The organism is Paracnuella aquatica, from assembly GCF_003332885.2.
GTDB lineage: Bacteria > Bacteroidota > Bacteroidia > Chitinophagales > Chitinophagaceae > Flavisolibacter > Flavisolibacter aquaticus.
The window spans coordinates 229,196-254,397 of the sequence record NZ_QOWJ01000002.1 but is presented as its reverse complement, the minus strand read 5'-3'; the positions used below and the strand labels follow the sequence as shown (position 1 = coordinate 254,397).

The following is a 25,202-nucleotide window of genomic DNA, read 5'->3' as shown; positions in this document are numbered from 1 at the left end:
CCCCATCATATGACCAGCGTTTTTCAACTGTATCCACAATTTTTGTTGCAAAATTGATTGCTGAAACTTTTTAAGCCCATTGTCATTCCATTTATTTCTGCGCACCGTTTTCGTTGCAGGTTTTACTTTCACGCATGATTCAGATTGCCGTTTTTGCTTCGGGTGCCGGCTCCAATGCACAAAAGATCATCGAACATTTTAATGTGAATAACTCCGGCAAGGCCCGCGTAGCCCTGGTGGTGTGCAACAAACCCGGCGCCGGTGTGCTGCAGCTTGCCGAAAGCGCCGGTGTACCCACCTTGATTATTGAGCGGGAACGTTTTTTCCGCGGCGATGGCTATGTGCCCGAGCTGCAGGCGGCGCAGATTTCGTTTGTGGTGCTGGCAGGTTTTTTATGGAAAGTGCCCCAAACCCTGATCGATGCTTACCCGCGGCGCATTGTAAACATCCACCCGGCGCTGCTGCCCAAGTGGGGCGGCAAAGGCATGTACGGCGCTTTTGTACACCAGGCGGTGATCGATGCGGCCGAACAGGAAAGCGGCATCACCATACATTATGTGGATGAACACTACGACCACGGCGATGTGATTTTCCAGGCCACCTGCCCCGTGACCCCCGCCGACACTCCGGAAACGCTGGCGCAAAAGGTGCACGTGCTGGAGCACCGGCACTATGCGGCGGTGATAGAAAAGTTGGTAGTTGGTAGTTGATAGTAGTTTATAAGGAATCGGATGTTTTCCGATTCTTGCTGGTTTATATTTTATGACTCTAAACTCCCGGCTATGAACTATTAACTGTCAACCATCAACTGTCAACTCCCAACTATAAACTCCCAACTCCTCTTTACCATTTCCTTTGCGTATTGTTTCGTTAATTGCTGATCCAAATTTTACTGTGCCAATACGGGTTTTGTACACACGACTTTTTTTAGGGCTGCTTTTTGTGTTCCTGAGCGGTGCCGCATCGGCGCAGTACCGGGTGCAGGGCACCGTGTACGATTCATCGCGGCTGTTTCCGCTGGAGGCGGTGAGTGTGCTCAGCACGGGGGGGGGCGGCACTTTTACCGATGCCAACGGCCATTACAGCATTACCGTAAGCGACACCGATTCGCTTTGGTTTTCATACCTCGGCAAGCCCACCATGAAGTTCCCGGTAGCCAAAATTGGCGACCTGAGCCAGTTCAACCTGTCGCTGCAGGTGCGGGTAACCGTGATGCAGGACCTGAAGATACGGCCACGCAACTACCGGCAGGATTCGGCACAAAACCGCGAGGACTACGCCAAGGCATTTAATTTTCAAAAACCCAACATGGGCACCATGACCAACATGGGCCCCGCCGGCGCCGGCATTGATGTGAACGAATTGATCCGCGCATTTCAATTCCGGAAAAACAAAAGCATGGAGCGCTTCCGCGACCGGCTGGTGGCGCAAGAGCAGGAAAAATATGTGGACTACCGCTTCAGCAAAGCCTTGGTGCGGCGGCTTACCGGCCTTACCGATACCGAGTTGGAAAAGTTTATGAACACCTACCGGCCCACTTACGAGTTTACAGTGTATAGCAACGACTACGACTTTCAGCTGTACATCAAAGAGGCATACAAAATGTACAGCAAGCAAAAAGCCTTTTAATAGAGCACCCGCCATGCGGGCATGCCGCCTCAATTCATTAGCCGCATAACTTTGGGCCGTTTCTTTTTACCTACAAAACCCCCGATTGGTTCATGGACGCATTGACCCTTGGCATTGGCACCCGCCTGCAACACACCCAGTTTGGCCCCGGCGTAATTGTGGGCATCCGGTATGCCACTTACCTTATTTCGTTTATCCATCACGGTATTAAAGAGGTGGATAAAACCGACGACAACCTGGAGGAGATTATTCCGGAAAATGTGACGCAGGAGTTGGAAACTCTTTCGGAAGTAGAGCGGTCGCTGCTGAAAGTGCTGCGCCTGTGGAATGGCGTGGGCGAAGTGGTGCCGCTGGGCGACCGCTGGCAGGGCGGTACCTTGTTGCTGCAGCCCGCCGACAAAAGCCTGAAGCCAAAAGAAGTGCCCATTGAAGATTTCTTTCACAAAATAGTAATGCTGCGCGACCGCCTGCGGGTGCTGGAGCAGCAGGTAAATGCGCACAAAAAACTCACCGACGAAGACAAGGTAAATCTGCAGCAATACATTACCCGCTGCTATGGCTCCATGACCACGTTCAATGTGCTGTTCAAAAACAAGGAGCAGTGGTTTGTGGGCGATAAAAAGGAGTAAAGCCGGAGGAAGGTGTTCGTCGATGAAAAGCCGTGGTTGGGCAGGATCTCGGATTGCGGATTTGGGATTTCGGAGGGAAGGTTATTGCGGTCAAATAAACACACAGCTTTCTTCACTGCGGTTCTTATATCCAATCTAATTGCATAACAAGCAGTTGATAGCTAGCTTGTTAGATACCTTTTTAGAAACGGGTTGACACTCATTTTTGCCCCTTACAAAAGCGTTTTACCAGCCACTAAGGGTTATTACATATTGGATTTTTTAATCTATAAAAACAGGGTGTTCACCGAGGGTTACTGCCTTGCGGCCGTAAAGCGTTTTTAAAACACTTAACCGTAACATAGCTTTGTGTAACAAATCCAAACAATCCTAGAAAAAAGAAAAGTAAAGCAATCCAAATCCTGAACAAACCAATCCAGTAATCCTGAAAAACCGGCCCCGTTTTTATCCTTGTATCCAATGAAAACTGTCTAGACGTCTGTATCCGTGAACATGTCCTGAACCGTCCAACGCGTCTAACCTAATCATCCCCTTTCTTTTGAAAGGGGATTTTATTTGTTGCTATAAACAAGCCGCATAAACTTTCCGTTTATCATGGACCGGTAAGATTACAACAAATGAGTGCGGAACTGCTAAAACGCGTTATGTATAAAAAGCATAAGCGTTGCAAACTCATTCCGTACAGGATGATTTAGAACAGCACTACATATCTGCGTTTAATTGCGCCTATTCCATAAAGCCGGCTTTTGTACAGCCGGTCTGATCCCGGTTTTTCATGCTTCCGGCTTTTTTCTCCCCGCTTTGGGCGATAATAACAGTTTAACTGTACCGCGCAGGACCAAATGGATTATCTTGCGTCCGGTTTTTCATAGGATATTGGATTTTACACGAGGCTGGGTTTCTACCCGGCCTTTATTTTTTAATAATCTGTGGATAATGCCAAGCGTCAGCTTGAATCGCGTTTGTTGAAGCATCTTTAATTTGCCACTTCCGGGTATTGCGCAACCAATTTCGCATTTCCATTCAGGAATTGGGCAACTTCGGTTGTCCATTCCCGTTTATATTTCGTCAGGTAATTTTCATGTCCGGCCTGCGGAAAAGTTACCAGCTTTTTAAGGCCCGCCAGGTTGTTGAAGATGTTTGCTGTTTCATTTGCCGTTACCTTTTCATCTTTTGCGCCATAAAACAACAATACCGGGCACCTGATGTTGCGGGCATATGCAACCGGGTTGTGGCTATATGCATTGAACCCATTTTGCACGCCACCCCAAAACACCAACAGGTGGGCCATGGGAACAGCAGGAATACCCATAGTGGCAAAGCGGTTTTTTACCGTTTGCAGCATGGTGGAAAAAGGGCACTCCAAAATAAGCGTACTCACAGGCAGTGGCTCATCGTTCATTGCTTTCATAACAGCGGCCGCACCCAGCGAAGTGCCAAACAAAATGATATTTTCTACACCACTTTCTTTTAAATATTGCACACAGGTTTTTACCTGTTCCGCTTCTTTAAACCCAATGGTGGTTTGGTTGCCCTCCGATCCACCGCTGCCCATAAAATCAACCAGCATAGTGCTGTACCCCAATTGCCGGAAGATGGCGCCTTTATTGAGCAGGGAAGCTTTTTCGCCGCCATAACCATGAAAAAGCACAACGGTACCTTTGGGGTTTTGAACCCTCATCCACCAGCATTCAATTTCCTTATTGCTCCGGAGCCTGATGGTGGTGTAAGCGGTATCGGGCAATGCTTTGGCTTTGGGCCGCGGGTTGCTTACGCCAAAAAGGGCCAGGTGCATTTTATCGGCAATGGAAAGCTGCGCAGCGCTTTTCGTTTTTGCAGGCGACGCATCAAAATGCGTGAACTTATATGCATGAAAAAAGGCAACGGTATTCATCAATATGAATAACACCAATACAGTCCATAAAAGGCGGCGTACTAATTTTTGACGCTTCATTGTAGCATTGCTTTGCGCAAATTAATCATCACTGCACTGGCGTTATTGAAGCGGCAAACCCGCCCCTGCGCAACAGCCACACATCTATTTCCGATTCGGCAGTTACCTTATGGTATTGCACATTAAATTCCTTGTCGTGTTTTCCATCGGCAATCAGCGTAAGCTTGTATTGCACGCCGGGCTGCAAAAAAGAAAGCTTTACTTTTTTACCCCGTTCGCGGTTGCCGGCACTGATGCCACCCAGGTACCAATTGGTGCCTTTAAGCCTGGCCATCACCACATCGCGGCCGGGGTAGCCATCCACCAATTTTGTATCGTCCCAGGAGGCGGGCAGATCGCGCAGGAAAAACTTGGCAGCAGCCGGCAATTGGTAGTATCCTTCGGGCCGGTCGGCCAGGTGCTGCAGCGCCGACTCGAACAACACCGCCAGTGCCAGCTCGTGGCCAAATGATGTGATGTGGGCAAACTGCGAGTTGGTAAAAGTTACCGGCGTATAATCCATCGAGCCCACTACGTTGCGGGTAAAGGGTAAAATGGTATTGTGTTCCGGAGCCGTTGCGGTTAGGTCGGGGCCATTGTTGTACCACTCGGCGCCCCGCACAGCCTCGTAGGTCATGAGGTGCGGGTAGGTGCGGGCCCAGCCGCGGGGCACCAGGCAGCCGTGGAAATACACCATCATTTCATACTTCGCCGCATCCTCCAGTATATCGAGGTAATACCTGATCATGTCCTGCTTTTCGCTTTCAAAGAAGTCGATCTTTACACCGGCAACGCCCAGCTTTTTAAGCTTGGTAAATTCGGCTACCCTGTTCTCGTGGGTCAGCATGCGATCTTTAGGAGTGGAAGATACCCAGGTATGATTGCCACCGGAGTTGTACCACATCAGCGGTTTTACACCTTTTGATAAAATATACTTTACGGCATCTTCCATATTACCGCCGTTGGTCATGCTGTCCCACTCCCAGTCAAGCAGGGTGTATGGCCAGTTCATTTCGGCAGCCAGGTCGGCAAATGCCGTAACGATCTTATAATCTTTGGTACCGTGGTTGCTCGACCAGTAGTTCCAGGAAACGAGCCCCGGTTTTATCCACGAAGTATTTGCTACCACGGAGGGCGTCGATACATCATCGGTAAGGGTAGAGGCCACTACATCCTGCAGGTTGCCGAGGATCATTACCCGCCACGGCGATTTCCAGGGCAGCGTAACGGTCGGCGCCGATTCGCCCATGCCGCGGCCGTCTTTGGGATTGGGAAACGTAAGCTTGTATTTCGATTTTTCGGCCACGTTACTCAGCTTGGTACCGCAGTAATTTCTGTCCAGGTCGGCTTCGTGCAGCAGCACCCAACAGGCCTTGTTGCTGCTGTTGAACAGGGCCGGGTAACACCATTCCTGCTGCTGCAATTTATCGCCGCTCATTGCGGTGTACAGCCCTTCGTTGGCAGGATTCCATTTCTCCAGCCACCGCATCGCATCGTCTGCAAAACTGTACGCTGTGTATTCATCCTTGATCACGAATGTTCCTCCTTTTTCCGGGAACTCGTAGCGAAAGGTAACGCCATCGTTATAGGCCCGCACAATCAGGTTCAGCTTTGCTTTGCCCCCATTTTCAAAATAGGCAGTTACCTCGTTGGCGCTGTTGCTGCATTGCGATCGTTTGCCGTGTACGGCAGTGTATTGCTCTGTAATGGGTTTGGGCTTTGCAGCTTTTAAAAAACGCAGCGCTTTTGCAAAATCCTGGTCGGCCCGCGAAAGACCAAGGTCGATCCGCGAAACGGCTTCGGTAGTGCGGCCACTATCGGTAAAAAATACTTTTAAATACCAGCTGCCCTGGTCGGTGCCCTGCTCACTGTGCAGCGCAACCGAAATTTTTTGATTGGGGGAATTGAATGTTAGTTTTTGGGCTTGTGCAGTTACCGAACAGGCCAGCAGGCAGCAGGCAAAATAAAAATTACTAAAACGCATTGTGTGTTATACATGCTTTTTGCGAAGCAAATGAAAACGAACGAAGGTCCTTATTTCATTTGCCTCTTTGTTCGACTAGTGAGGTACCAGTGGAAAGATACGCGTTATGGGTAAGGAGTTACTGTAAAGGCAGCAACATAATTGCGGCAAGCCGGTGGTATTATGGGCCGTGAATGCATCCTACTGCTACTGGCGTGGTGTAGAGGAGTTTCGGAAAATATTGTGGCTTAGTACATTTTATTTTGTATAAAATGCTGCAACAAACCCGCACCATTCTGCACAAATAACCTTTGCAACAAAAGCGCCACTAACGCTGTAGCTTAAACGAATTCATGAACCGGATGGCATCCTTGTTTGCCGCCTTTTCTGTTTCCGAAAGGGTTTGTATAAAATAAGCCCGGTTGTGCACCAGGTACATGCGAAAAGAAATGATGGCCTGCCCATTGCCATAATCCACGTTTACCTCCCGGCCCGGAAAGCCCTCGATGCTGATCTCTTTTTCGGAAATCAATTTGCCATTTACATTTTTTTCGGCACCATCAACACTGGCCCTGAAAAATTGGGGCAGCAATTCTTTTTTCCCGGAGTTGATGAGCGAATCGGGATAATCGCTGGCAATAAACACATAAGCCAGGTTGCTGTCCGCTTCATTTTTACTTTCAAATGAAGCAATCTTCATCTCAATATCGCCCACCGCTGTTGGCACCGATTGGGTAGTGATGTTGGGTTCCTGCGGAAATTCGATGCTCATTTGCTGGTTCTTGTACAGGAACCAATCGGCAAAAGGATGAAATACTGAGGTGCTTAAACAAAAGAGTAAATAAAGAAGGGTCGTTTTCATATGTACAGTTTTGGCTGTGTAACACAAATGTAGCCTAAAGGGCCATCACTCCCAGTGAGCCGTTTTATTCAGGAACGGTATTGCAACACAGTGATATAGTCAGCCCACATGCTGGCATTAGCGGCCATTGTTTTAAGTTCCGCCACCCGGCTTCCATAGCTGGCAAACTTTTTTCAGCAATGTTGCCAAACCTTTTTAGCGCATGCAGTACAACGAAGATGTAGTGAATGAAATCAAGGATATACTCACCAAAAACGCGCAAACCGTGGCCGTTGCTGAAAGCGTAACCGCCGGCCACATGCAGGCCGCATTGTCGGCCGCGGTAGAAGCTTCGAAGTTTTTCCAGGGCGGCATTACGGCCTACAACCTCGGGCAAAAATGCCGGCACCTGCAGGTGGATCCCATTTTAGCAAACAGCTGCGATTGTGTGGATGAAACGGTGGCCCGCACCATGGCGCTGCAAGTGGCGCCCATGTTTGCCAGCCACTACGGCATTGCCATTACCGGCTATGCGGCACCCATGCCCGAAAAAGGACTGAATGACTTGTATGCCTGGTATGCTATTGCTCACCACAACGAAGTTTTGCTTTGCGAGCAGATCAGCACCGGCAAAGAGCGGGTGGAAGCGCAGGTAGATTATACCAACCAAGTGATGCGCAAATTTTTGGACCTGCTTCTTAAAAAATGAACGATGAACCTGTTATTCTTTTTTGTAAAAAAGCAATCTACTTAAGTGTGCCGGTGGCTTTGCTTTTTCGATAGGCTCTTAATTGCACGCTGAGGTAACCTACCATTTCTTCCCTCGACGGATGCTGCCGCAGCCACTCGTAACTGGGTGTGTATTGTCGCATAAAATCGAGCAGTTCACCATCCTTTAAACCGGTATAAAAAGCGACCATTTGGGGTGGAAAACGATGATCGATATAAGCCTGCTTCTCCATGTTGTTGAACATTCGTTCGGCCGCCTTTTTGCCCCTGTATTTCTTTTTAAAAAACCGGTCCAGGTTGATCACCAATCCAAAGCCTTCATGGCGGCTCCGGTCCACGGCAGTTAGCGGGTAGCCTCTTGCTTCTTCAAATTCGGCCCTGCGGCTAAAGCTGTCCATCTGGTATTGTGCATACCCCGATTCAACCGTTACGTTTTGCAGCACTATTGCCGCCGGCGCCAGTAAAATGGTAATGGTATCTGCAAACAGCGCCGAATAGCGCAAAGTGTCTTGTTTATATTTTGGGGCACGGGCATAAATAAGATCGTTGGGTGCGGCACGCAATACAAAAAAACCACGGCTATCGGTTTGCACCCGCTGCTTTGTAGCTGCATTGGTGAGGGTGCCGCCGCGTATGGGCAGTTGGGTAAGACTGTCGCGCAAATAGCCGCCCACCATTCTTTGCTGTGCATTTGTTGCAGTAACCAAAAACAAGAGCATCAAAGCAAAAGCAAACTGCCGGAACATAGGCGTTGGTTGTGCACTGAAAGTAGGAGAACAAAAGATAATATGCGGTTAAAGTGCAGGGTCGTCTTGTTGCTGCTGCTGAACGTTGTTTGCTGTTGCGGGATAAGGTTTATGCTTTGTGCACCAACAACAGGTCAATAGTTCACTATATGGTTTGTTTCCCTTTACTTTTTTGCTCCTGCAAAAAAGGGCCAAAAAAGCAGGCCCGAAATCAAATGACAGCCTGATTTCGGGTTAGTTCCCTGATTAAGCTTTGGTGGTACTGTAATTAAGAGCAGTAAATCATTGCTCGGCAATAAAAAGAGCGCTGCCTAGCACACTAAGAATGATGCGTTAGGCAGCGCAGTTGATATTTTAATGTAGATGCTTTACACACTCAATGTTCCCTCAATCGAATCATCCAATGTAGTACCGGTAATGGTGCCGGCCACACGCTTCAGCAGGCCAATGGCCATGTTGTGTTTGGTGTCCCAATAATATCCTTCTTCGGGGTGCACGGCAATCACGGTAATGCGCGGATCGTCCACACCTTCGGTAAACCAGGTCTTCAGCATGGGGTTCCACAACTCCCTAATTTTTTCTTTGTCGGTGCTGATGGTAGCCCTGCCATGCAGGTGCAAAAAGTCGGAATAATCGGAGCCCTGCAACATCAGCTGCACAGAAGGATTGGCAGCAATCTGCTGGTTTTTATGGCTGTCATTCGAGCTTAAAAAATACAGCGTTCCGTCCTCATCGGTTTCTTTCAACGCCATGGGGCGGGTAACAAGGGCGCCGCCGCCAATGGGTTCGGTACAAAAAAAGCAGGTGCCTGCCTTGCCCGTCAACTCTTTAATTTTTTCTGCCGCCTTTGCGCCCTGCAGGTCTGCGCGGTTTTCTTCGGGCTGTTGTTGGTTGATGCTGTCCATTTTTTTACCAAATGATTTATCAAAAACAATACCCTTCGGTTGCGCTTATTTTACTCAGTATGCCAACAAGCGCTGCACGGTTTGGTGCAGCCGGCTTTTTGCCAGAAAGCTTTGCTCCAGTTCGGCATTGAAAGGCACCGGCGTATCCAGCGAGGCACAGCGCAGCACCGGTGCATCCAGCCACTCAAAACAATGCTCCGCAATCCATGCGGCCACCTCGCCACCAATACCGCCGGTAAGCGTGTCCTCGTGCAGCACCAACACTTTGCCGGTTTGGCGCACTGTTTCCGCAATGGCTTCGTAATCGAGCGGCAGCAGGGTACGCAGGTCCAGTATGTACATCGAGATTTCGGGGTGGGCGGCTGCGTATTCCATTGCCCAATGCACACCGGCGCCATAGGTAATGATGGCGATATCACTGCCCTGCTGCACGGTGCGGGCCTTGCCGATGGGTGTTTCAAAATAGCCTTCGGGCACGGGCCCACTGATGCTGCGGTACAGTGCTTTGTGCTCGAAATAAATAACCGGATTGGGATCGTTGAAGGCGGCAATGAGCAGGCCTTTCGCATCTTCGGGTGTGGAGGGGTACACCACTTTCAACCCCGGCGTGTGCACAAACCAGGCTTCGTTGCTTTGGCTGTGGAAAGGACCAGCAGCCACACCGGCGCCGGTGGGCATGCGAATCACTACATCGGCCGGCTGCCCCCAGCGGTAATGCATCTTGGCCAGGTTGTTTACGATCTGGTTAAAGCCCACCGACACAAAGTCGGCAAACTGCATTTCCACCATGCTTTTAAAGCCCTCGAGGCTCAGACCCAGCGCCGCACCAATGATGGCGCTTTCGCAAAGCGGCGTGTTGCGTACCCGCGCTTTTCCAAACCGCTCCACAAAGCCTTCGGTAATTTTAAATGCACCGCCGTATTCGGCAATGTCCTGTCCCATCAATACCAGGTTGGCATGCTGCTCCATGCTCTGGCGCAGTCCTTCGGAAATGGCGTCGATAAAGCGCACCGGCCGCGAGGGCATTTCACCATTATGCTGTTCGGCGGGTTGGTGTGGCGTGTAAACATCGGCCGCTTCTGTTGCTGCGCTTACCACGATTGGTGCGCTGTTAAAACCAATGCTTAATTCGTATTCGATCTGTTGTTTTTGCTCACTCCGGATGGCGGCAATTTCAGCTTCAGTAATAATGCCTTCTTGGAGCAACCAGTGCTCGTATGCTTTGATGGGATCTTTTTGGGCCCACAGCTCAAAGAGTTCGGCAGGCACATACTTGGTGCCGCTGGCTTCCTCGTGGCCACGCATCCTAAAAGTGGTGCATTCAACGAGGTAAGGCTTTTGTTCGCGGATGCAATATTCCCTGATGCCGCGGATGGTATCATACACTTCGAGGATGTTGTTGCCATCAATAACGATGCTGTCCATGCCATAGCCGCGGCCCCTGTCGGCCAGTGATGCACAGCGGTACTGTTCCGATACAGGTGTACTCAGTCCATAGCCGTTATTTTCAATGATAAAAATGACAGGCAGATCCCACACAGCAGCTACGTTGAGCGCTTCATGAAAATCGCCTTCCGAAGTGCCGCCATCACCTGTAAATGCCAGTGCTACTTTTTCCTCGCCACGCAGTTTTGCCGCCAGTGCAGCGCCGTTGGCCAGTGTAAGCTGCGGCCCCAGGTGCGATATCATGCCGCAAACATGGTGCTCTTTTGAACCAAAATGAAAGCTGCGTTCGCGGCCTTTGCTATAGCCATCCTGTGCGCCCTGCCATTGCTTGAATAGTTTATGCAGCGGCATACCGCGGCCGGTAAACACGCCCAGGTTGCGGTGCAGCGGCATAATCCATTCATCGGCGGCCAATGCAGCGGTAGCACCCACCGAAATGGCTTCCTGCCCAATGCCGCTGAACCATTTGGAAATGCGCCCCTGCCGCAGCAGCACCAGCATTTTTTCCTCGATGAGGCGCGGCCACAGGAGCTTTTGGTACAGCGAAACAAGGGTTTCGGTGGTCAGGTCTTTTCGGTGAAACTGCATCATACAACAAGTGGAAATTCAAAAGGCAAAAGTTAGCAGGATTCCGGCTTCTTTGGTGGATTCGTTGCCTTTACTTTTTTGCAGGCGCAAAAAATAATTTGCAATAAAGTACGGCGCATTTTGAGAAATGCTTTGATGATGTAGTGGTGAAGTGCTGTGAAGCTTGGAATAATGAAATAGGCGATTATGTCTATCGCTATAACTTTAAGAGGCAGAGAAAACAAGATTGACTTTTGCCCTATTTCTTATGCCTCGCTTTTCTTTGCCAGCCCTGTAAAAATGGAATTGACGACGGAAACGACCAGGCTAAATAAAAGCGCCGCAAACCAGCCCTCTACATTAAAGCCATCCACAATGCTGGCGGTCCATTTGATAATGAGTATGTTGATAACGAGCAGGAACAATCCCAGCGTAACAATGGTAACCGGGATGGTGAGCACCACCAGGATGGGCTTTACAAACGTGTTGAGCAAAGCCAGCACCAGGGCCACCAGCAATGCCGTTTTTACATCGGCAATGGTAACGCCGGGAATGATATAAGCAGCAATGAGTGCCGCTGCAGCCGTGGCGAGTATGTTGAAGATGATGCCCATAGGGGAAGCTATTAGCTGTGAGCCATCAGCCATGGGCAGTTAACATCAGTACAAACTAATAGCTAACGGCCAATGGCTAACAGCTTGTATTATACCACTACCAACTCGTAAAACTGATCCGGCTGCAGGTACTTGTTGGCCAGTGCCTGCAACTCTTCGGATGAAGCCGATTTGATGGTGTTGATCTGGTCGTAAAAATATTGGCCGGTAAGCCCGTTGAGGATGATGTTCTTCCAGCGGTTGATGATGTGAAACGGACCATCCAAATCGCCCAGGATAGAGCCCATCATGTAGTTGCGCACCAGCAGCAGTTCTTCATCATCCACCGGTTCGTTGCGCAGGCGTTCCATTTCTTTGTACACTTCGGCAACGGTGGCTTCGCTTACATCGCGTCCCGCCTCGGTGCTGATGACCCAGGCACTTTGCTGCAGGTGGTTTTGCAAATAACTATAGATGCCGTACGTATAGCCTTTGTCCTCACGAATATTGCTCATGAGCCGCGAACCAAAGAAACCGCCAAACAGGTTGTTGAGCACCTGCACTTTCATAAAATCGGGGTGGTGGCGGTTGGGAAAAGGCGATGCCAAACGGATGGCACCCTGTACGCCCTGCTGGTCGTTGATGACGCGGTATTTTTTTTCCGTTGCAGGAACAATAGCCGGCTCGGGCACATCCACCGTTTTTATATTCAGGTCACCAAACGACTGGTTGAGCAGCTCGAAAATATTTTGCGGCAACTTGCCCGCCACAAATATGATCAGTTTGCCCTGCTGGTAATATTCGCTGAAAAACTTTTTCAACTCTTCCTGCTCCAGCGCATCAAAGTCTTCAAACTTGCTGTACTTGCCGTAGGGATGGTCTTCGCCATAGAGGTACGTATCAATCAGGCGGCTGGCCACAAAATCGCTTTTCTTCAGGTTTACCCGCAGCCGCTGTTTCATGTTTTGCCGGTAGGTGTCCAGTTCTTCCTGCGGAAAAACCGAATCGGTAACCAGCTCTTTTACCACCGGCAACAGGTGCGGCAGGTGCTTCGACAGCGTGTGGATGGAAAGCGTTGCAGTTTCGTTGTAGCAGTTGCGGTTCATGTAAGCACCGTAGTATTCGAAGTGCTCATTGATCTGAAACGCATTTTTCTGCGAAGTGCCGTTTTTTAGTAAAAAGTTGGTGCTGGCCGCCACCAGGTTTTTATGCTCATACGAGTTGCCTGCATAAAACACCCATTCAATCTGCAACACATCTTCGGTGCCGGCGTTGATGGCGTATACTTCCACGCCATTATCGAGCACTGCTTTTTCGTAGGGTTTCAGCTGCAGGTCAAATTCTACAGCGTCTTTTATGCGGGGCGGATTCTTTCTATCCAGCGTATTGTTCATCTGTTGGTTTGTTCTTTATTGCTTCGCAAAATAATACAGCGTAGTGCTGTTGCCTTCGGTAAACACTTCGTTCATCAGGTTGTGAATGTCCTGTGCCGTTACCTGCTGGTAGCGGTCCAGTTCTGTATTCATCAAACCGGCATCACCAAGCAGCTCATAAAAAGCAAGGCTGTTGGCGCGGTTCATAATGGTCATGTCTTCAAAGGCGATCATGCTTTCGGTTTTGTTCTTTACCTTCTGCAGTTCGGCTTCGGCAATCACTTCGGCCTTGAGCTTTTCTATTTCCGCATTCACGGCTGCTTCGGCGTCTTCCATTTTTACACCTTTTACCAGCTTGCCTTCAATGGTCAGCAGGCCGGGGTCTACGGTGCCGTGGTGGTAGCATTCGATATTGGAAAACAGCTTTTGCTCTTTAACCAACGCCTGGTACAGCCTTGATGAACCACCGCCGCCCAATACTTCGGTAATCAGGTCGGCAGCATAATAACGGGGATCGGTACGCGAAAATATATGCCAGCATTTATACAGGCTGTCGAGCGGCACTTTGGCAAACACTTCCAGCTTGCGGGCTGCAGCCTGTGCGGGCTCGCCAGGCAGGTTGCGTACATAAGGCTCGCCGGCTTCAATGGGGCCAAACCATTTTTCCGCCAGTTCCCGCACCTGCTCGGTAGTTACGTTTCCGGCCACTACCAGTATGGCATTGTTGGGGCGGTAAAAACGGAAAAAGAAATCTTTTACATCCTGCAGTTGTGCATTTTCAATGTGCGACAATTCCTTGCCGATGGTCATCCAGCGGTAAGGGTGCGTGGTATAGGCCAGTTCCCGCATTTTCAACCACACATCACCGTAAGGCTTGTTGAGGTAATGCTCTTTAAATTCTTCGCACACCACCTTGCGTTGCACGTCGAGGCTTTTTTCGGAAAAAGCCAGCGACAGCATGCGGTCGCTTTCCAGCCAAAACGCGGTCTCCAGGTTTTCGGCAGGCAGCTGTATGTAATAGTTGGTGAGGTCGTTGGAGGTGTACGCATTGTTCTCGCCGCCGGCCATTTGCAGCGGCTCATCGTACTCCGGAATGTTGACGGAGCCGCCAAACATCAGGTGTTCAAACAGATGCGCAAAGCCGGTCTGGGCGGGGTTTTCGTCCCGGGCGCCCACATCATACATCACGTTTACCACCGCCATAGGCGTAGAGGTATCCTGGTGCACCAGCACCCGCAGGCCATTATTCAATACAAATCGGTCAAAATGTACCACTATGGAAAAGCTTTTATTTTTTTAGGTAAAACAGAGGGCAAAGGTAAAGCGGGAAAGCGTTTACGCATGCAATAGTTATGGCGCCGCCGCTGTTGCCGGCCGGGCCGATGCTACCCTGCAATAATTATCCCGTTTTTACCGCCGCCGGTTCTTTTTCAATATGCTTTGCATTTTAAAATCAAATTCCTGCAGCACGCCGTTGCGCAGCACAATGATCTTGATGCGTTCGCGGTTGCGCTGCAGTTCGGACTTAAACGACTGCAGGCTTTGCACAAAATTCTTGTTGATGGCAATCACCACATCGCCTTCTTTCAGCCCTGCGGCCTCCGCCGGCGAATCTTTGGCAACATCGCCCAGTAATACAACACCCCGGTCGTAATACAGTTCTATGCCGGTGTAGGTATAATCAAAGGCATCGGTAAAATGTTTGTTGGGTTCCAAGTAAAAATCCCGCTTGTCGTAATTAAGGATAATGTTGAACCGCCGCAGCAGGTCGTTGCCAATAAGGCCGCCCATGTATGGGTACGAGGTAATGTTGAATTCGTCTTCAAACACATACACCGGCACATTCCTGAACCGGTACGGTCCCAGTTTTACCTCGCGGATCACCGTTAGCTGCATGTCTATTTTACCACCCAGGCCCTGTGCCTGCTTGGCCCACAGCTTGCGTTTGCGGTGCAGCAGCGCACTGTCTTTTACAAAATCGGTGCTCAGCATCATGTTGAGGCCGGCGCCCATATCAAACAGGAACCGGGTGTTGGCGGCTTCCTGGTCCCTAACCCTTGCCGTGGTGATGGGCAGTGTGTTGATAAACGGTTTCATCAAAAAACCACCGCGTGGGTAGCGGATGGCGCCGCGGGTCCAGAACTCCACGTACGAAGAATCGAAATTGAGTTTGACAATGTACCGGCTCAGCACCGAGTAGCCAATGATGCCGTCGATGCGCATGCCATACACCGAAGTGAGCAGGCTGTAATCGTTTACGTGGAAATTAAGGCTGTCAACGGTAAGCCCCGGTAGGTGCAACTGTTGGTTGTATAAAAAACTTACTTCCCTGATGCCGGCCACCCCGCGGATGGTGCGGTTGGAGGGCGTGGGCTTGAGCCCAAAATATTCAACGGTGGTGGAATCCAGCGAAATGCCGCCGCTGCCGGTATCGAGTATAAAATTGAGTGTGTCGGGTTTGTCGGAGTAACGGGCCTGCAAAATCATAACGCCGCCGGTGAGCAGCTCCATGGGCATGCGGGTAATGCGGCGCGATGGCTGGATAAACTCTTCCTGTGCAGCGGCCCCAAAGCCTTGCAGCAGAAAAATGCAAATGAGCAGCAACCGGGTGGCATTCATATGGCAGTTGTAATTTACGATTTTGGATTTACGATTTATGATTGATTAAACCCATCCGTTTTTTCCAAAACAACAAATCCAACCGGAAAAAAGGTCACCCCAATCGTAAATCCGAAATCCGCAATCCTTTTTCTAAAATTTCACCAAAAACCCGCACTTTGATCCCCATCAGGATTAATTGCTGCGGCACGCCGTAAATTTGTGGCCTTATGTCGCTTTCCACTCTTTATGATAAAGCCCTCAACTTCGAGTTTTTGAGCATCGAAGAGGGCATGCAGCTGTTTGAGCAGGCACCGCTCACCGACCTGATGGCCATTGCCGACAACCTGCGCAAGGTGCAGGTGCCGCATGGCAAGGTTACCTGGCAAATAGACCGCAACGTGAACACCACCAACGTTTGCGTGGCCAACTGTAAGTTTTGCAATTTTTACCGCATACCCGGCCACCCCGAGGCATACATTACAGATATGCCCGTGTACCGCCGCAAAATTGAGGAAACCATCCGCTATGGCGGCGACCAACTGCTGCTGCAGGGCGGTCACCACCCCGGGCTGGGACTGGATTTTTACACCAACACCTTCCGGCAGATTAAGCAGGAGTTTCCGACCATCAAGCTGCATGCACTGGGGCCACCCGAGGTGGCGCATATTTGTAAACTGGAAAAAGCCAGCCACCACGAAGTGCTGAAAGCCCTGAAGGCAGCGGGTCTCGACTCGCTGCCCGGTGCCGGCGCCGAAATACTGGTGGACCGGGTGCGCCGCCTTATTTCGAAAGGTAAATGCGGCGCCGACGAATGGCTGGCCATCATGCACGAAGCGCATAAGCTGGACATCACCACTTCGGCCACCATGATGTTTGGCCATGTGGAAACGCTCCGCGAACGTTTTGAGCACCTGGTAAAGATCCGCGAGGTGCAGGCCAAAAAGCCCGAATCGGCCAAAGGTTTTCTTGCATTTATTGCCTGGACCTTCCAGGATGTGGATACCCTGCTTACCCGCATCCGCGGCGTGCACAACCTCACCACTCCCGAGGAGTACATCCGCATGGTGGCCATCAGCCGCATCATGCTTCCGAATGTGAAAAATATTCAAGCTTCGTGGCTTACCGTTGGTAAACAAACGGCCCAGATTTGCCTGCATGCAGGCGCCAACGATTTTGGCTCCATCATGATCGAGGAAAACGTGGTAAGCGCTGCCGGCGCACCGCACCGTTTTACCAGCCGCACCATACAGGATGCCATCCGCGAAGCGGGCTTTGAGCCGCAGCTGCGCAACCAGCAGTACGAGTGGCGCGAACTGCCGGAAGCGATCGTGGAGCAGGTGGTGGATTATTGAGAAAAATGGCGCTTTATTGAAATTGAACAAAGAGGTATTGCGTCGCTTTTTTAATAATAAAAAAGTAAAGAATTCAAGTCTTGGTTACAAAAAATGCCCTGCAGTTGCGGGGCATTTTTATGCGTTCCATTTTACGGTATTGGTCCTGTTTTATGTTTTTGAAAATGCCTACATTCATTAAAACTTTTGCACATGAGAGGATTGCTTTTGCTGTTGCTGACCTGTGCAATGCAGCAGGCAATGGCCCAAAGTATTGAAGCGGCGCGGCATTCGCGGCCGCTGGCAATGGGCTCGCTGCCCCCCACCGAAATCTCCGACGATGTACAGCGCCTGTTTATCAAACAGCAATGGGTGCCCGGCACCGTTGTACTGAAAAACAACAATAATACCCTTCGCTTTCCGCTCTTGTTCGATGTATACAGCAACCAGCTGTATTACCAAAAAGCCGGGCTGGTAATGGAGTTCCTCGAGCCGGTGCACCAGTTTACCATGCGCATCATGCGCAAAAACGACAGCGTGGACCTGCTGTACCGCAGGGGCTATCCCGTTTTCCAAAAAAATACCGACGCTACTTACTACGAAGTGCTGGTGGATGGGCCTTACCAGTTGCTGCGCTGTAAGGCAAAAACCATTTACCTGGTAAAAGAAGAAGTACCCGAAGAACAGCGCACTTATCAAAAAGAATTGTTGTTTGCCTACCTGCCCGATGGCAAGCTGGTGCAGGTAAAAAAAGACAAGGCACATTTGCTGGCGCAAATGCCCGATGCAGCAACCACTATTGAGCAAATAGCTGCGCAACAAAAATTAAAGTTGAAAAACGAAGAGCAGCTGGTAAGGCTGTTTACCCTGCTCAACAAAGCCGGATAAAGGGCCTAACGGCTGGCGCCTTTCACGTGTTCGGCACCCACATATATTTTGCCCCCTTTCATTACAAAATGCGTTTGCAGCAGGGCATTGATGTTTGTATCGAGGCTGGTGTCAAAAGCCACTATATCGGCCCAGGCGCCTTTTTTAAGCACACCAATTTTTCCTTCCCAAGCCAGTTGTTTGGCTGCATTGCGGGTAGCCCATTGCAGCACTTCGGGCAGGGGCACGCCGGCTTCCACATAGCCAATCAGGTTGCGTTTTGATGTTTCGCCCATCGGGAAGGACACATCCAAGTAGTCGTCGCTGCCAGCGGCAATAAGCAGTCCTTTTTGGCGGCCGCGTTTGAGCAGCGCCGTTCTGTATTGCTGAAATCCGGATACGATTTGCGGGATTGCTTTTAACTCCTCTGTATTGCCCAGGTTGGCCATGCTGATGTATTCTGCATACTGAGCGCTATCGCCAAATGTGGGCACCCACACCGTTCCCCTGCGGGCCATCAGCTCCATGGTCGAATCAGCAATCTGGTAGCCGTGTTCAATGCCATCCACCCCAGCCATCACTGCCGTCCACACTGCTGTATTGCTGGTGGCATGGGCCGTTACCCTTACGCCATAACGGTGTGCTTCCTGCACAATGGCTTCTATTTCGGCACGGCTCAGCATGGTGTTATTGGGTGTGTTGTTAGCAAAAATTTTGATCACGCTGGCGCCCTGCGTCAGGTTTTCCCGCACAGCCTGGATGCCATCGGCAGCGCTGGTTACCACGCGGTATTCATCGGCGGCCAGGTGGCGGTGTTTGTGCAACAGGCCGGGCAGCTGCCCACCTTCGGTAGATAAACCAGGCCCAGAGCAGCGCATCCGCGGACCGGGCACCAAGCCTTCTTCGATGCCGCGGCGCAGCGCCACATCGGCAAACAAGCCCGAGTTGCCCAAGTCCTGAACGGAAGTAATCCCATTTTCGAGATATCCTTTTGCCCTGGCGGTGCCGTACACTGCCCGGTAAGCATCGCCTTCCAGCGTCAGCATGCGGCTCATGTCCACAGCGCCTTCCAGCTCCATTTGGCGCGGATATACTTTTTCGCGGTACAGCAGGTGTGTGTGGCAGTCGATCAAACCGGGCATCACCGCATAAGCTGACAGATCGACCACGCGGCTGAAGGTGCTTTTTTCCGCTGCCGTTAGTGCTGCTTCTTCTTTTACTGCTTCAATGGTTCTTCCTTTTACCAGCACCACGCGGCCGGTGAGGAAACGGCCGGTTTCGCTATCAAATAATTTCCCGGCGCGGATGAGGTAGTTGTCTGTTTGCGCAACGGAATACAAAGAGCATGAAACCAGCAGTAAAAGGAGGAACCATTTCATGCGGGAAAAATAATATAATTCGCAGCACAGCCGTAAAGCGAAGGGAGCAAAGGCGACTTGAACATATTACCGGCGCATTTTGGCCCACTGCCGTTTCAGTCCCGATAATATCCAAACCGCCAACACCAACATCAGTACAGCCAGCAAAACCGGGAAGAAAAAACTGGCTACCGAACCAGTGATGGCTGCAGCATTTTCGCCGGTGGCCACAACAGCGTTGCCGGTGCCCACCGTGGTTTTGGTTGAAAGGAGGCGCAACAAGCCGGTGCCCATTTGTATGGTGCCTGCAGCGCCACCACCGGCCAGCAGGGCGGCGGTCCAACGCAGCAGGGGTTCGGCATCGGCGGTAGGCAGTAGCGAGGAGGCCAGTAGTGTGCCTGCCCCCACCGACAGCGGCGTGGCAATGGCATCGAGCAGGTTATCCACCACTGGAATATAATAGGCCAGCACCTCAAGCACGGCTGCCACGCCAAAGCAAATAAGCGCCGGCACCGTAGCCATCCAGGCCATATCCTGCGGCAGGCCTACCCATCCCATACGCCCCGCCAGCGAAGCGGCCAGCACGGGCACAAACACCCGGAAACCGCAACAGGCGCTGAGTGCAATACCCAGTGCCGTGGCAGAAATGATTTCGTAGTTGATGTTCATCTTTGGGCTAAACGAAGTTGTATCTAATATACCCACAAAATATGGGGAATGCGCTTTTTCAGTTGTGCTTTACCGTTAGGGCGCTTCCAGTTTTTCCAATATCCGGTGCACCGCTTTTTCAATCTCCTCTTCGGTAAGCTTTGTGGCACCAATGCGCTGCGAGGTCCAGCCCTGCCACAGGGCTTCGTCGGTTTGGGCATCCATCATGGATAGGGTAAGTGTGGCTTCTTTTACCGGAACGGTTTGGGTTTCAAAACCCGCAAAGCGTGCCGGGTAATAAATGTGGCCCCAGCGCTGCAGGTAAGGGTTGTAATATAAACGGGCAAAGGGCTGCGTGTTCACCGGGTTTTGCTGCTGCTCCACGGTGCGCTCCACCAGTATATCGTAGCCAATCAATACTTCGGCGCCATCTGCCGCTGCTTTCCAGCCTGCCCGTTCCAGTGCTGCATGCACCGCATTGCGGATGCTGATTTCGGCAAATACCGACTGCCGCATTTCGGTGCTGTTTGCTGCGGCCCTGGTATCTACCCATCTAAAGGTTCGGTTTTTGGCCATATTGGCGCCTTCGCTGCGCAGCACATACACTTTGCTGGAACAGGCCGCCAGTAACAGCCCAACCAGTACACAACCCATCAGCCGCTTCATGTTTCGCATTTACCTGCATAACTCCAAAAAGCATGCAAGCAAAAAACGCTGGAATAACGCTAGGACGCCGGGCTGTTTTGCGCCATTTCTTCCCCGGTAAATGCAAACTGCTGCAACTGGTGCCAGGGGCCGCCCCGGTACTCCCAAAGGGTGAGGCCGGTGCCCCAAAAATGAAAGGGAGAAAATGTAGGCGCCAGTTGCTCCAACAAGGCTGCTGCCTGTTGGGGCGCCACTTTGTTTTGAATGGTAATATGCGGCCAGATGCCCTGCCGGTCTTGCGGCGTAAGCAACTCGAGCCACAGCTTGCGCATCCGGCCATGCAGGCTTTGCAACGGCGGACATACAATTTTGATAGCTACGCCTTTGCCGATGTTGACCATTTTGGCAGCCAGCAATTGCATGCGGGGCTGGGCGGCACATAAGGCCTGAATAGTTGGAATAATACCGGGGTGCGCTGGCGGCAGGTGGTGGAACAGGGTCAGGTGCGCATCGAGGAAATTGCGTTCGGGCGGAAAATATTGCTGCCGCAATTGATTGAAATAGGTCTGTGCTTCGGCCTCGATGGTAAGGGTGAGAATGAGGGGCGCCATAGTTGCAGCGAGGCTTAGTGCTGCTGCAACAGGTACTGCTCCAATGCTGCAATAGCTTGCTGCAATACCTCTTCGGGCAGGGGCTCTACGGGGTGCCACTCATCGTGTTCGCGGCGGAGGGCAAACGGGCTGCCCTGCATGCCGTCGGGGATAAAATGATATTGCTCGTTGGCAAATGCCACGCGGTAGGCCATGGTGCCGCCGCCTTGTTTGAGTTGGGTGGTAAATAGTTGCTCCATACTGGTTGATTGACACTTGCTCTGTGGCTTAAGGTGGAAAAAAATTGTGCCATGCGGGAGGGAGTTGAGAGTTGAGAGTTGAGAGTTCAAAGTCGGTAATTAGTGATGTGGTTGGCAGAGTTCGTCATTGCGAGGCGCAGTAGGGTTTTTGAAAAAAATCATTGGGGCGCCGAAGCAATCTCCTTGTGTGCTTGAGCAAATGGTTTTTTACGGCAGGAAGTTTAGGTTGTCCAAAATGGAGGGAGATTGCTTCGGCGATGCAAATACTTTTTGTTGTTAGCTCCGGCTGCGCCTCGCAATGACGGGTTACCTTCACCGCTATTTTCATTCAACTCTCAACTCTCAACTCTCAACTCTCAACTCTCAACTCTCAACTCTCAACTCTCAACTCTCAACTCTCAACTCTCAACTCTCAACTCTCAACCTTCAACTACAAACTCTCCCTATCTTGCCGCCATGCACCTGAACATAGAATTTAAAGCCCGCAGCAGTCGCAACAAGGAACTGCAGCAATTGCTGGCCGATCACAACCCACGTTTTGCCGGCGAAGACCACCAAAAAGACACGTACTTCAATGTACCGCATGGCCGCATGAAGCTGCGCGAAGGCAATATTGAACACGCCCTCATTCATTACCAGCGCAGCAATATTGCCGGCGCCAAACAAAGCGATGTGATCTTGTACCAGCACCAGCCCGATGCGGCACTGAAAGCACTGCTCACTGCAGCCTTGGGTATTAAAGTAGTTGTAGAAAAGCGTCGCCGTATTTATTTTGTTGACAACGTAAAAATTCACTTCGACGAAGTGGCCGGCCTGGGCCAGTTCTTAGAGGTGGAAGCTATTGATGCGGACGGCAGCATTGGTGCCGAAAAGCTACAGGAACAATGCCGCTATTTTGCCACCCTGTTTGGAGTTGCCGATAGTGATTACCTGGCCCAATCGTACAGCGATATGCTGCTGCAGCAACCGCCCGGCGCAGAAAAATAAATTACAAAGCGGCGCGGCTGCAATTTGGTGCTTAGTTGGTATCTTGGTTGCCGCAACGCTGTTGCACCGCATTCCTGCTTTGTGAAAACTGCATCACACCACCGCACCTATTGCACTTTTTTATTTGGCATATTATTTTAAACACCTAACCTTCTAAAACCTCTTAGTCATGGAAAATGCACGGAACGCCCTGATGACTGCTGATATGGAAGCACAGAACCCTTTTGGATCAGAAACTTTGCTGCAACCGGTTACTGCCCGCTCGGCTGCCGACGATGATGATCTGGATGAAGATGAAGACGACCTGGACCTGGATGATGAAGACCTTGACGACGAGGACCTGGATGATGCAGATATCGATGACGCAGACATTGATGATGCAGCCATCGAGGATGTGGATGATGAAGATCTGGACGACGATCTGACACTGGACGACGATGATGAAGACGAGGAGGACGACACCCTGTAATCCACTTTTTGCATCATAACAAAACAGCCGGGGTGCTGGCTATCCTGCCCATCCCGGCTGCTGTTTCACTGCACCGCTCGCTTTTCAGCAGCGGCCTATTTTCCTTCCTGTTTGCCATTTTTATTACCCCGTGCTGCTGCGCTCCTTCAGCGCAGTACAGTTCCCTTTTACCCTTTTGCAGCAGCACCAGGGCCGGATACCCTTATCCGGTTTTTATAACGAAACACTAACAGCGCCACCCAACTACTGGCACTTTTTTCTCGTCAATTGTAGCGATGCCCGCAAACAGGCATTTGCAACTACATGAAAAAATTTTTGCTCAACCGTTTGCTGTTCCGTGGCAAAAGGAATGCGCCGTTGGCAACCCCTCAAAAATTGCCTTCGCTAGGCGCCTGTATTGTGATGGACCTGCTGGGTTATGCTTCTTTTGCGCTGCCTGTAGTGGGTGAGGTGTTCGATATTGTGTGGGCGCCCGTTTCGGCCATGATTTTTATGCGGATGTTTGGCGGTACCAAAGGTTTCTTCGGTGGTATTTTCAACTTCGTGGAAGAGATTCTGCCCGGACTTGATTTTATTCCCACGTTTACACTTACCTGGCTGTACCAGTATTTTACACAGCCTAAGGGGAGCAAAACCATTTACCTGCAGCCCACGCGGTAATAGTTTTTACAACGGCAAACATGGTTTAAAGATGCACTAATGATAAAGGGCATACCTGCATGGGTATGCCCTGTTTGTTGTAAAATAAAGTGCAGGTATCAGCAAGCCTCAAGCTATTTTAGCCAAACGTATGCTGCAGTTCCAACTGTTGGTCCAGCACGATAAAATTTGCGGCAAAACCCGCAGCCAGCTTGCCGTACTGCGTATCAAGCCCCATTACCTGCGCCGGGTACAGGCTGCACATGCGCAGTGCCTCTTCTACTTTAATGCCGGCATGCTGCACCAAGTTGGTAAATGCGGCATGCATCGTTAAAGCCGATCCGCTGAGCACACCGTTGCTTTCATACTTATCGCCAACTTTTTGGTGCCGATAGCCGCCTTCGGTGGTTTCGGTAACCGCATCGGTAATGGCAAACAGGCGGTTGCCCATCATTTGGTGCGCCAGTTGGATGGCTGCAAAATCAACATGGTGCCCATCCGGGATAATGCTGGCCCTTGCCGAGTGGTGCAGTAGCAACGCACCTACCAGTCCTGGCTCGCGGTGCTGCAATGCACTCATTGCATTGTACATATGCGTGGCTACGCCAATGTTTTGTTCGTTAAAAGCCCGGTTGGCCTGCGCAAAGCTGGCACTGCTGTGCCCCGCCGAAACCATCACGCCATAAGATTGCACCAGTTGGATCACTTCATCGCTGCACACTTCCGGTGCTAGGGTAATCATCGTAATCACGTCTTTGCCATACTCCAGCAGTTGGCGGGCTTCGTCCAGCGTTGGCGGGTGCACACATTCGGGCAGGTGCGCACCGCGTTTGGCCATACTGATCCAAGGCCCTTCCACATGCAGCCCGATGGCGCCCTTGCCACCCTGCTGCTGGTACTGCCGCACTGCATCAATGGCTTTGAAAAAAACATCCATGGTGTTGGTAGCCACTGTGGGCTGAAACAGCGGCGCCCCGCCGGCTGCGCAATATGCATACAGATCCTGGAGCGCATCAACGGTGGGATGTACTGCCAGCAATTTGCTGTTGGCGCCATAAATCTGCAGGTCGATAAAGGCGGGTGCCATGCTGGCCAACTCAAAATGCGTATGAACAGTATCGGCGGGTATTTCATCGGCGGGCAGCAGGGCTTCAATGCGGCCATTGGTCACAACAAGTGCATGATCGTGGAGCCATGCTTCGCCGGTAAAAATTTTGGGCGCCGAAAAATAAGTGCGGGACATAGGGGCAAGATAGCAAAGAAGGGAGAGAGAAGAAGTCGGAGGTTGGAAGACGGAAGTCCGAAGACGGAAAAGACGGGAAAGTCGAGAGTCGGGAGTTTAGAGTTGGGAGTAGTGTTGGTTGTGGTAAAAGGAATGGTCTTGCGTTTGTGTTTGCAATAGGGTGGCTCAATTTTTCAAACATCTCTTTCAGCTGCTGACTGGGAAATCCAT

25 protein-coding genes are annotated in these 25,202 nt (G+C 50.9%); 9 read left to right on the top strand and 16 right to left on the bottom strand.

Annotated elements, in window-relative coordinates; translation table 11 throughout:
* The first annotated feature begins 134 nt into the window (after positions 1 to 134).
* The 3 genes from purN to DRJ53_RS05860 all read left to right on the top strand — a co-directional run bounded on the left by purN (position 135) and on the right by DRJ53_RS05860 (position 2,258).
* The gene (gene purN, locus DRJ53_RS05870; protein WP_114234660.1) at positions 135 to 710 is read left to right on the top strand and encodes a phosphoribosylglycinamide formyltransferase; all 576 of its coding nucleotides are present in this window, start codon (positions 135 to 137) and stop codon (positions 708 to 710) included.
* A gap of 199 nt (positions 711 to 909) precedes the next feature.
* Positions 910 to 1,629 carry a peptidase associated/transthyretin-like domain-containing protein gene (locus tag DRJ53_RS05865; RefSeq protein ID WP_114234659.1) on the top strand — a complete coding sequence of 240 codons (720 nt, stop codon included), beginning with the start codon at positions 910 to 912 and terminating at the stop codon, positions 1,627 to 1,629.
* Positions 1,630 to 1,721: 92 nt separating this feature from the next.
* Positions 1,722 to 2,258, top strand: coding sequence for a hypothetical protein (locus tag DRJ53_RS05860; RefSeq protein ID WP_114234658.1), 537 nt, complete (start codon positions 1,722 to 1,724; stop codon positions 2,256 to 2,258).
* A 976-nt stretch (positions 2,259 to 3,234) separates the two neighbouring features.
* Here the strand turns inward: DRJ53_RS05860 and DRJ53_RS05855 are convergent.
* The 3 genes from DRJ53_RS05855 to DRJ53_RS05845 all read right to left on the bottom strand — a co-directional run bounded on the left by DRJ53_RS05855 (position 3,235) and on the right by DRJ53_RS05845 (position 7,016).
* Complete coding sequence (locus DRJ53_RS05855) at positions 3,235 to 4,212, bottom strand: alpha/beta hydrolase (RefSeq protein ID WP_114234657.1); 978 nt, start codon at positions 4,210 to 4,212, stop codon at positions 3,235 to 3,237.
* 28 nt (positions 4,213 to 4,240) lie between these two features.
* A complete protein-coding gene (locus DRJ53_RS05850; protein ID WP_114234656.1) occupies positions 4,241 to 6,175 on the bottom strand; it encodes a glycoside hydrolase family 97 protein in 1,935 nt (644 codons plus the stop codon).
* A gap of 307 nt (positions 6,176 to 6,482) precedes the next feature.
* On the bottom strand, positions 6,483 to 7,016 hold the full coding sequence (locus tag DRJ53_RS05845; protein WP_123893388.1) for a hypothetical protein: 534 nt from the start codon (positions 7,014 to 7,016) through the stop codon (positions 6,483 to 6,485).
* A 202-nt stretch (positions 7,017 to 7,218) separates the two neighbouring features.
* Between DRJ53_RS05845 and DRJ53_RS05840 the strand changes: the two genes are divergently transcribed.
* On the top strand, positions 7,219 to 7,704 hold the full coding sequence (locus DRJ53_RS05840) for a CinA family protein (RefSeq protein WP_114234654.1): 486 nt from the start codon (positions 7,219 to 7,221) through the stop codon (positions 7,702 to 7,704).
* Positions 7,705 to 7,741: 37 nt separating this feature from the next.
* Here DRJ53_RS05840 and DRJ53_RS05835 read toward each other — a convergent pair whose 3' ends face one another.
* The 7 genes from DRJ53_RS05835 to DRJ53_RS05805 all read right to left on the bottom strand — a co-directional run bounded on the left by DRJ53_RS05835 (position 7,742) and on the right by DRJ53_RS05805 (position 15,973).
* Positions 7,742 to 8,470, bottom strand: a complete 729-nt coding sequence (locus DRJ53_RS05835) for a hypothetical protein (protein WP_114234653.1) — start codon at positions 8,468 to 8,470, stop codon at positions 7,742 to 7,744.
* A 368-nt stretch (positions 8,471 to 8,838) separates the two neighbouring features.
* On the bottom strand, positions 8,839 to 9,375 hold the full coding sequence (locus DRJ53_RS05830; protein ID WP_114234652.1) for a pyridoxamine 5'-phosphate oxidase family protein: 537 nt from the start codon (positions 9,373 to 9,375) through the stop codon (positions 8,839 to 8,841).
* A gap of 54 nt (positions 9,376 to 9,429) precedes the next feature.
* Positions 9,430 to 11,409: an alpha-ketoacid dehydrogenase subunit alpha/beta gene (locus DRJ53_RS05825; protein ID WP_114234775.1), complete on the bottom strand. Its 1,980-nt coding sequence runs from the start codon at positions 11,407 to 11,409 to the stop codon at positions 9,430 to 9,432.
* Positions 11,410 to 11,654: 245 nt separating this feature from the next.
* Positions 11,655 to 12,002, bottom strand: a complete 348-nt coding sequence (locus DRJ53_RS05820) for a phage holin family protein (RefSeq protein WP_114234774.1) — start codon at positions 12,000 to 12,002, stop codon at positions 11,655 to 11,657.
* An 89-nt stretch (positions 12,003 to 12,091) separates the two neighbouring features.
* Positions 12,092 to 13,375, bottom strand: coding sequence for a M16 family metallopeptidase (locus DRJ53_RS05815; protein WP_114234651.1), 1,284 nt, complete (start codon positions 13,373 to 13,375; stop codon positions 12,092 to 12,094).
* Between the two features lie 15 nt (positions 13,376 to 13,390).
* Entirely contained in the window at positions 13,391 to 14,629 is a 1,239-nt protein-coding gene (locus DRJ53_RS05810; protein WP_114234650.1) for a M16 family metallopeptidase, read from the bottom strand.
* A gap of 135 nt (positions 14,630 to 14,764) precedes the next feature.
* Positions 14,765 to 15,973, bottom strand: coding sequence for an aspartyl protease family protein (locus tag DRJ53_RS05805; protein WP_114234649.1), 1,209 nt, complete (start codon positions 15,971 to 15,973; stop codon positions 14,765 to 14,767).
* Between the two features lie 209 nt (positions 15,974 to 16,182).
* On the opposite strand from DRJ53_RS05805, the gene mqnC reads away from it, so the two are divergent.
* Together mqnC and DRJ53_RS05795 are read left to right on the top strand one after the other, a co-directional pair.
* On the top strand, positions 16,183 to 17,307 hold the full coding sequence (gene mqnC, locus DRJ53_RS05800) for a cyclic dehypoxanthinyl futalosine synthase (RefSeq protein WP_114234648.1): 1,125 nt from the start codon (positions 16,183 to 16,185) through the stop codon (positions 17,305 to 17,307).
* Positions 17,308 to 17,499: 192 nt separating this feature from the next.
* The gene (locus tag DRJ53_RS05795) at positions 17,500 to 18,174 is read left to right on the top strand and encodes a hypothetical protein (RefSeq protein WP_123893386.1); all 675 of its coding nucleotides are present in this window, start codon (positions 17,500 to 17,502) and stop codon (positions 18,172 to 18,174) included.
* A 5-nt stretch (positions 18,175 to 18,179) separates the two neighbouring features.
* Here the strand turns inward: DRJ53_RS05795 and DRJ53_RS05790 are convergent, their stop codons facing one another.
* The 5 genes from DRJ53_RS05790 to DRJ53_RS05770 all read right to left on the bottom strand — a co-directional run bounded on the left by DRJ53_RS05790 (position 18,180) and on the right by DRJ53_RS05770 (position 21,654).
* A complete protein-coding gene (locus DRJ53_RS05790; RefSeq protein WP_114234646.1) occupies positions 18,180 to 19,532 on the bottom strand; it encodes an amidohydrolase family protein in 1,353 nt (450 codons plus the stop codon).
* Positions 19,533 to 19,598: 66 nt separating this feature from the next.
* On the bottom strand, positions 19,599 to 20,180 hold the full coding sequence (locus DRJ53_RS05785) for a DUF4126 domain-containing protein (protein ID WP_114234645.1): 582 nt from the start codon (positions 20,178 to 20,180) through the stop codon (positions 19,599 to 19,601).
* Between the two features lie 75 nt (positions 20,181 to 20,255).
* Positions 20,256 to 20,825: a DUF4136 domain-containing protein gene (locus DRJ53_RS05780; protein WP_162303812.1), complete on the bottom strand. Its 570-nt coding sequence runs from the start codon at positions 20,823 to 20,825 to the stop codon at positions 20,256 to 20,258.
* A gap of 59 nt (positions 20,826 to 20,884) precedes the next feature.
* The gene (locus DRJ53_RS05775; protein WP_114234643.1) at positions 20,885 to 21,415 is read right to left on the bottom strand and encodes a 2'-5' RNA ligase family protein; all 531 of its coding nucleotides are present in this window, start codon (positions 21,413 to 21,415) and stop codon (positions 20,885 to 20,887) included.
* A gap of 14 nt (positions 21,416 to 21,429) precedes the next feature.
* Positions 21,430 to 21,654 carry a hypothetical protein gene (locus DRJ53_RS05770; protein WP_114234642.1) on the bottom strand — a complete coding sequence of 75 codons (225 nt, stop codon included), beginning with the start codon at positions 21,652 to 21,654 and terminating at the stop codon, positions 21,430 to 21,432.
* Between the two features lie 456 nt (positions 21,655 to 22,110).
* On the opposite strand from DRJ53_RS05770, the gene DRJ53_RS05765 reads away from it, so the two are divergent.
* The 3 genes from DRJ53_RS05765 (at position 22,111) to DRJ53_RS05755 (ending at position 23,770) form a co-directional block, all read left to right on the top strand.
* Positions 22,111 to 22,641 carry a class IV adenylate cyclase gene (locus tag DRJ53_RS05765; RefSeq protein ID WP_114234773.1) on the top strand — a complete coding sequence of 177 codons (531 nt, stop codon included), beginning with the start codon at positions 22,111 to 22,113 and terminating at the stop codon, positions 22,639 to 22,641.
* 169 nt (positions 22,642 to 22,810) lie between these two features.
* Positions 22,811 to 23,110 carry a hypothetical protein gene (locus DRJ53_RS21240; RefSeq protein WP_155523193.1) on the top strand — a complete coding sequence of 100 codons (300 nt, stop codon included), beginning with the start codon at positions 22,811 to 22,813 and terminating at the stop codon, positions 23,108 to 23,110.
* A 303-nt stretch (positions 23,111 to 23,413) separates the two neighbouring features.
* Positions 23,414 to 23,770, top strand: coding sequence for a hypothetical protein (locus tag DRJ53_RS05755; RefSeq protein WP_241558464.1), 357 nt, complete (start codon positions 23,414 to 23,416; stop codon positions 23,768 to 23,770).
* A 118-nt stretch (positions 23,771 to 23,888) separates the two neighbouring features.
* Here DRJ53_RS05755 and nagA read toward each other — a convergent pair whose 3' ends face one another.
* Positions 23,889 to 24,992 carry an N-acetylglucosamine-6-phosphate deacetylase gene (gene nagA / locus DRJ53_RS05750; RefSeq protein WP_114234641.1) on the bottom strand — a complete coding sequence of 368 codons (1,104 nt, stop codon included), beginning with the start codon at positions 24,990 to 24,992 and terminating at the stop codon, positions 23,889 to 23,891.
* Positions 24,993 to 25,202: the final 210 nt, after the last annotated feature.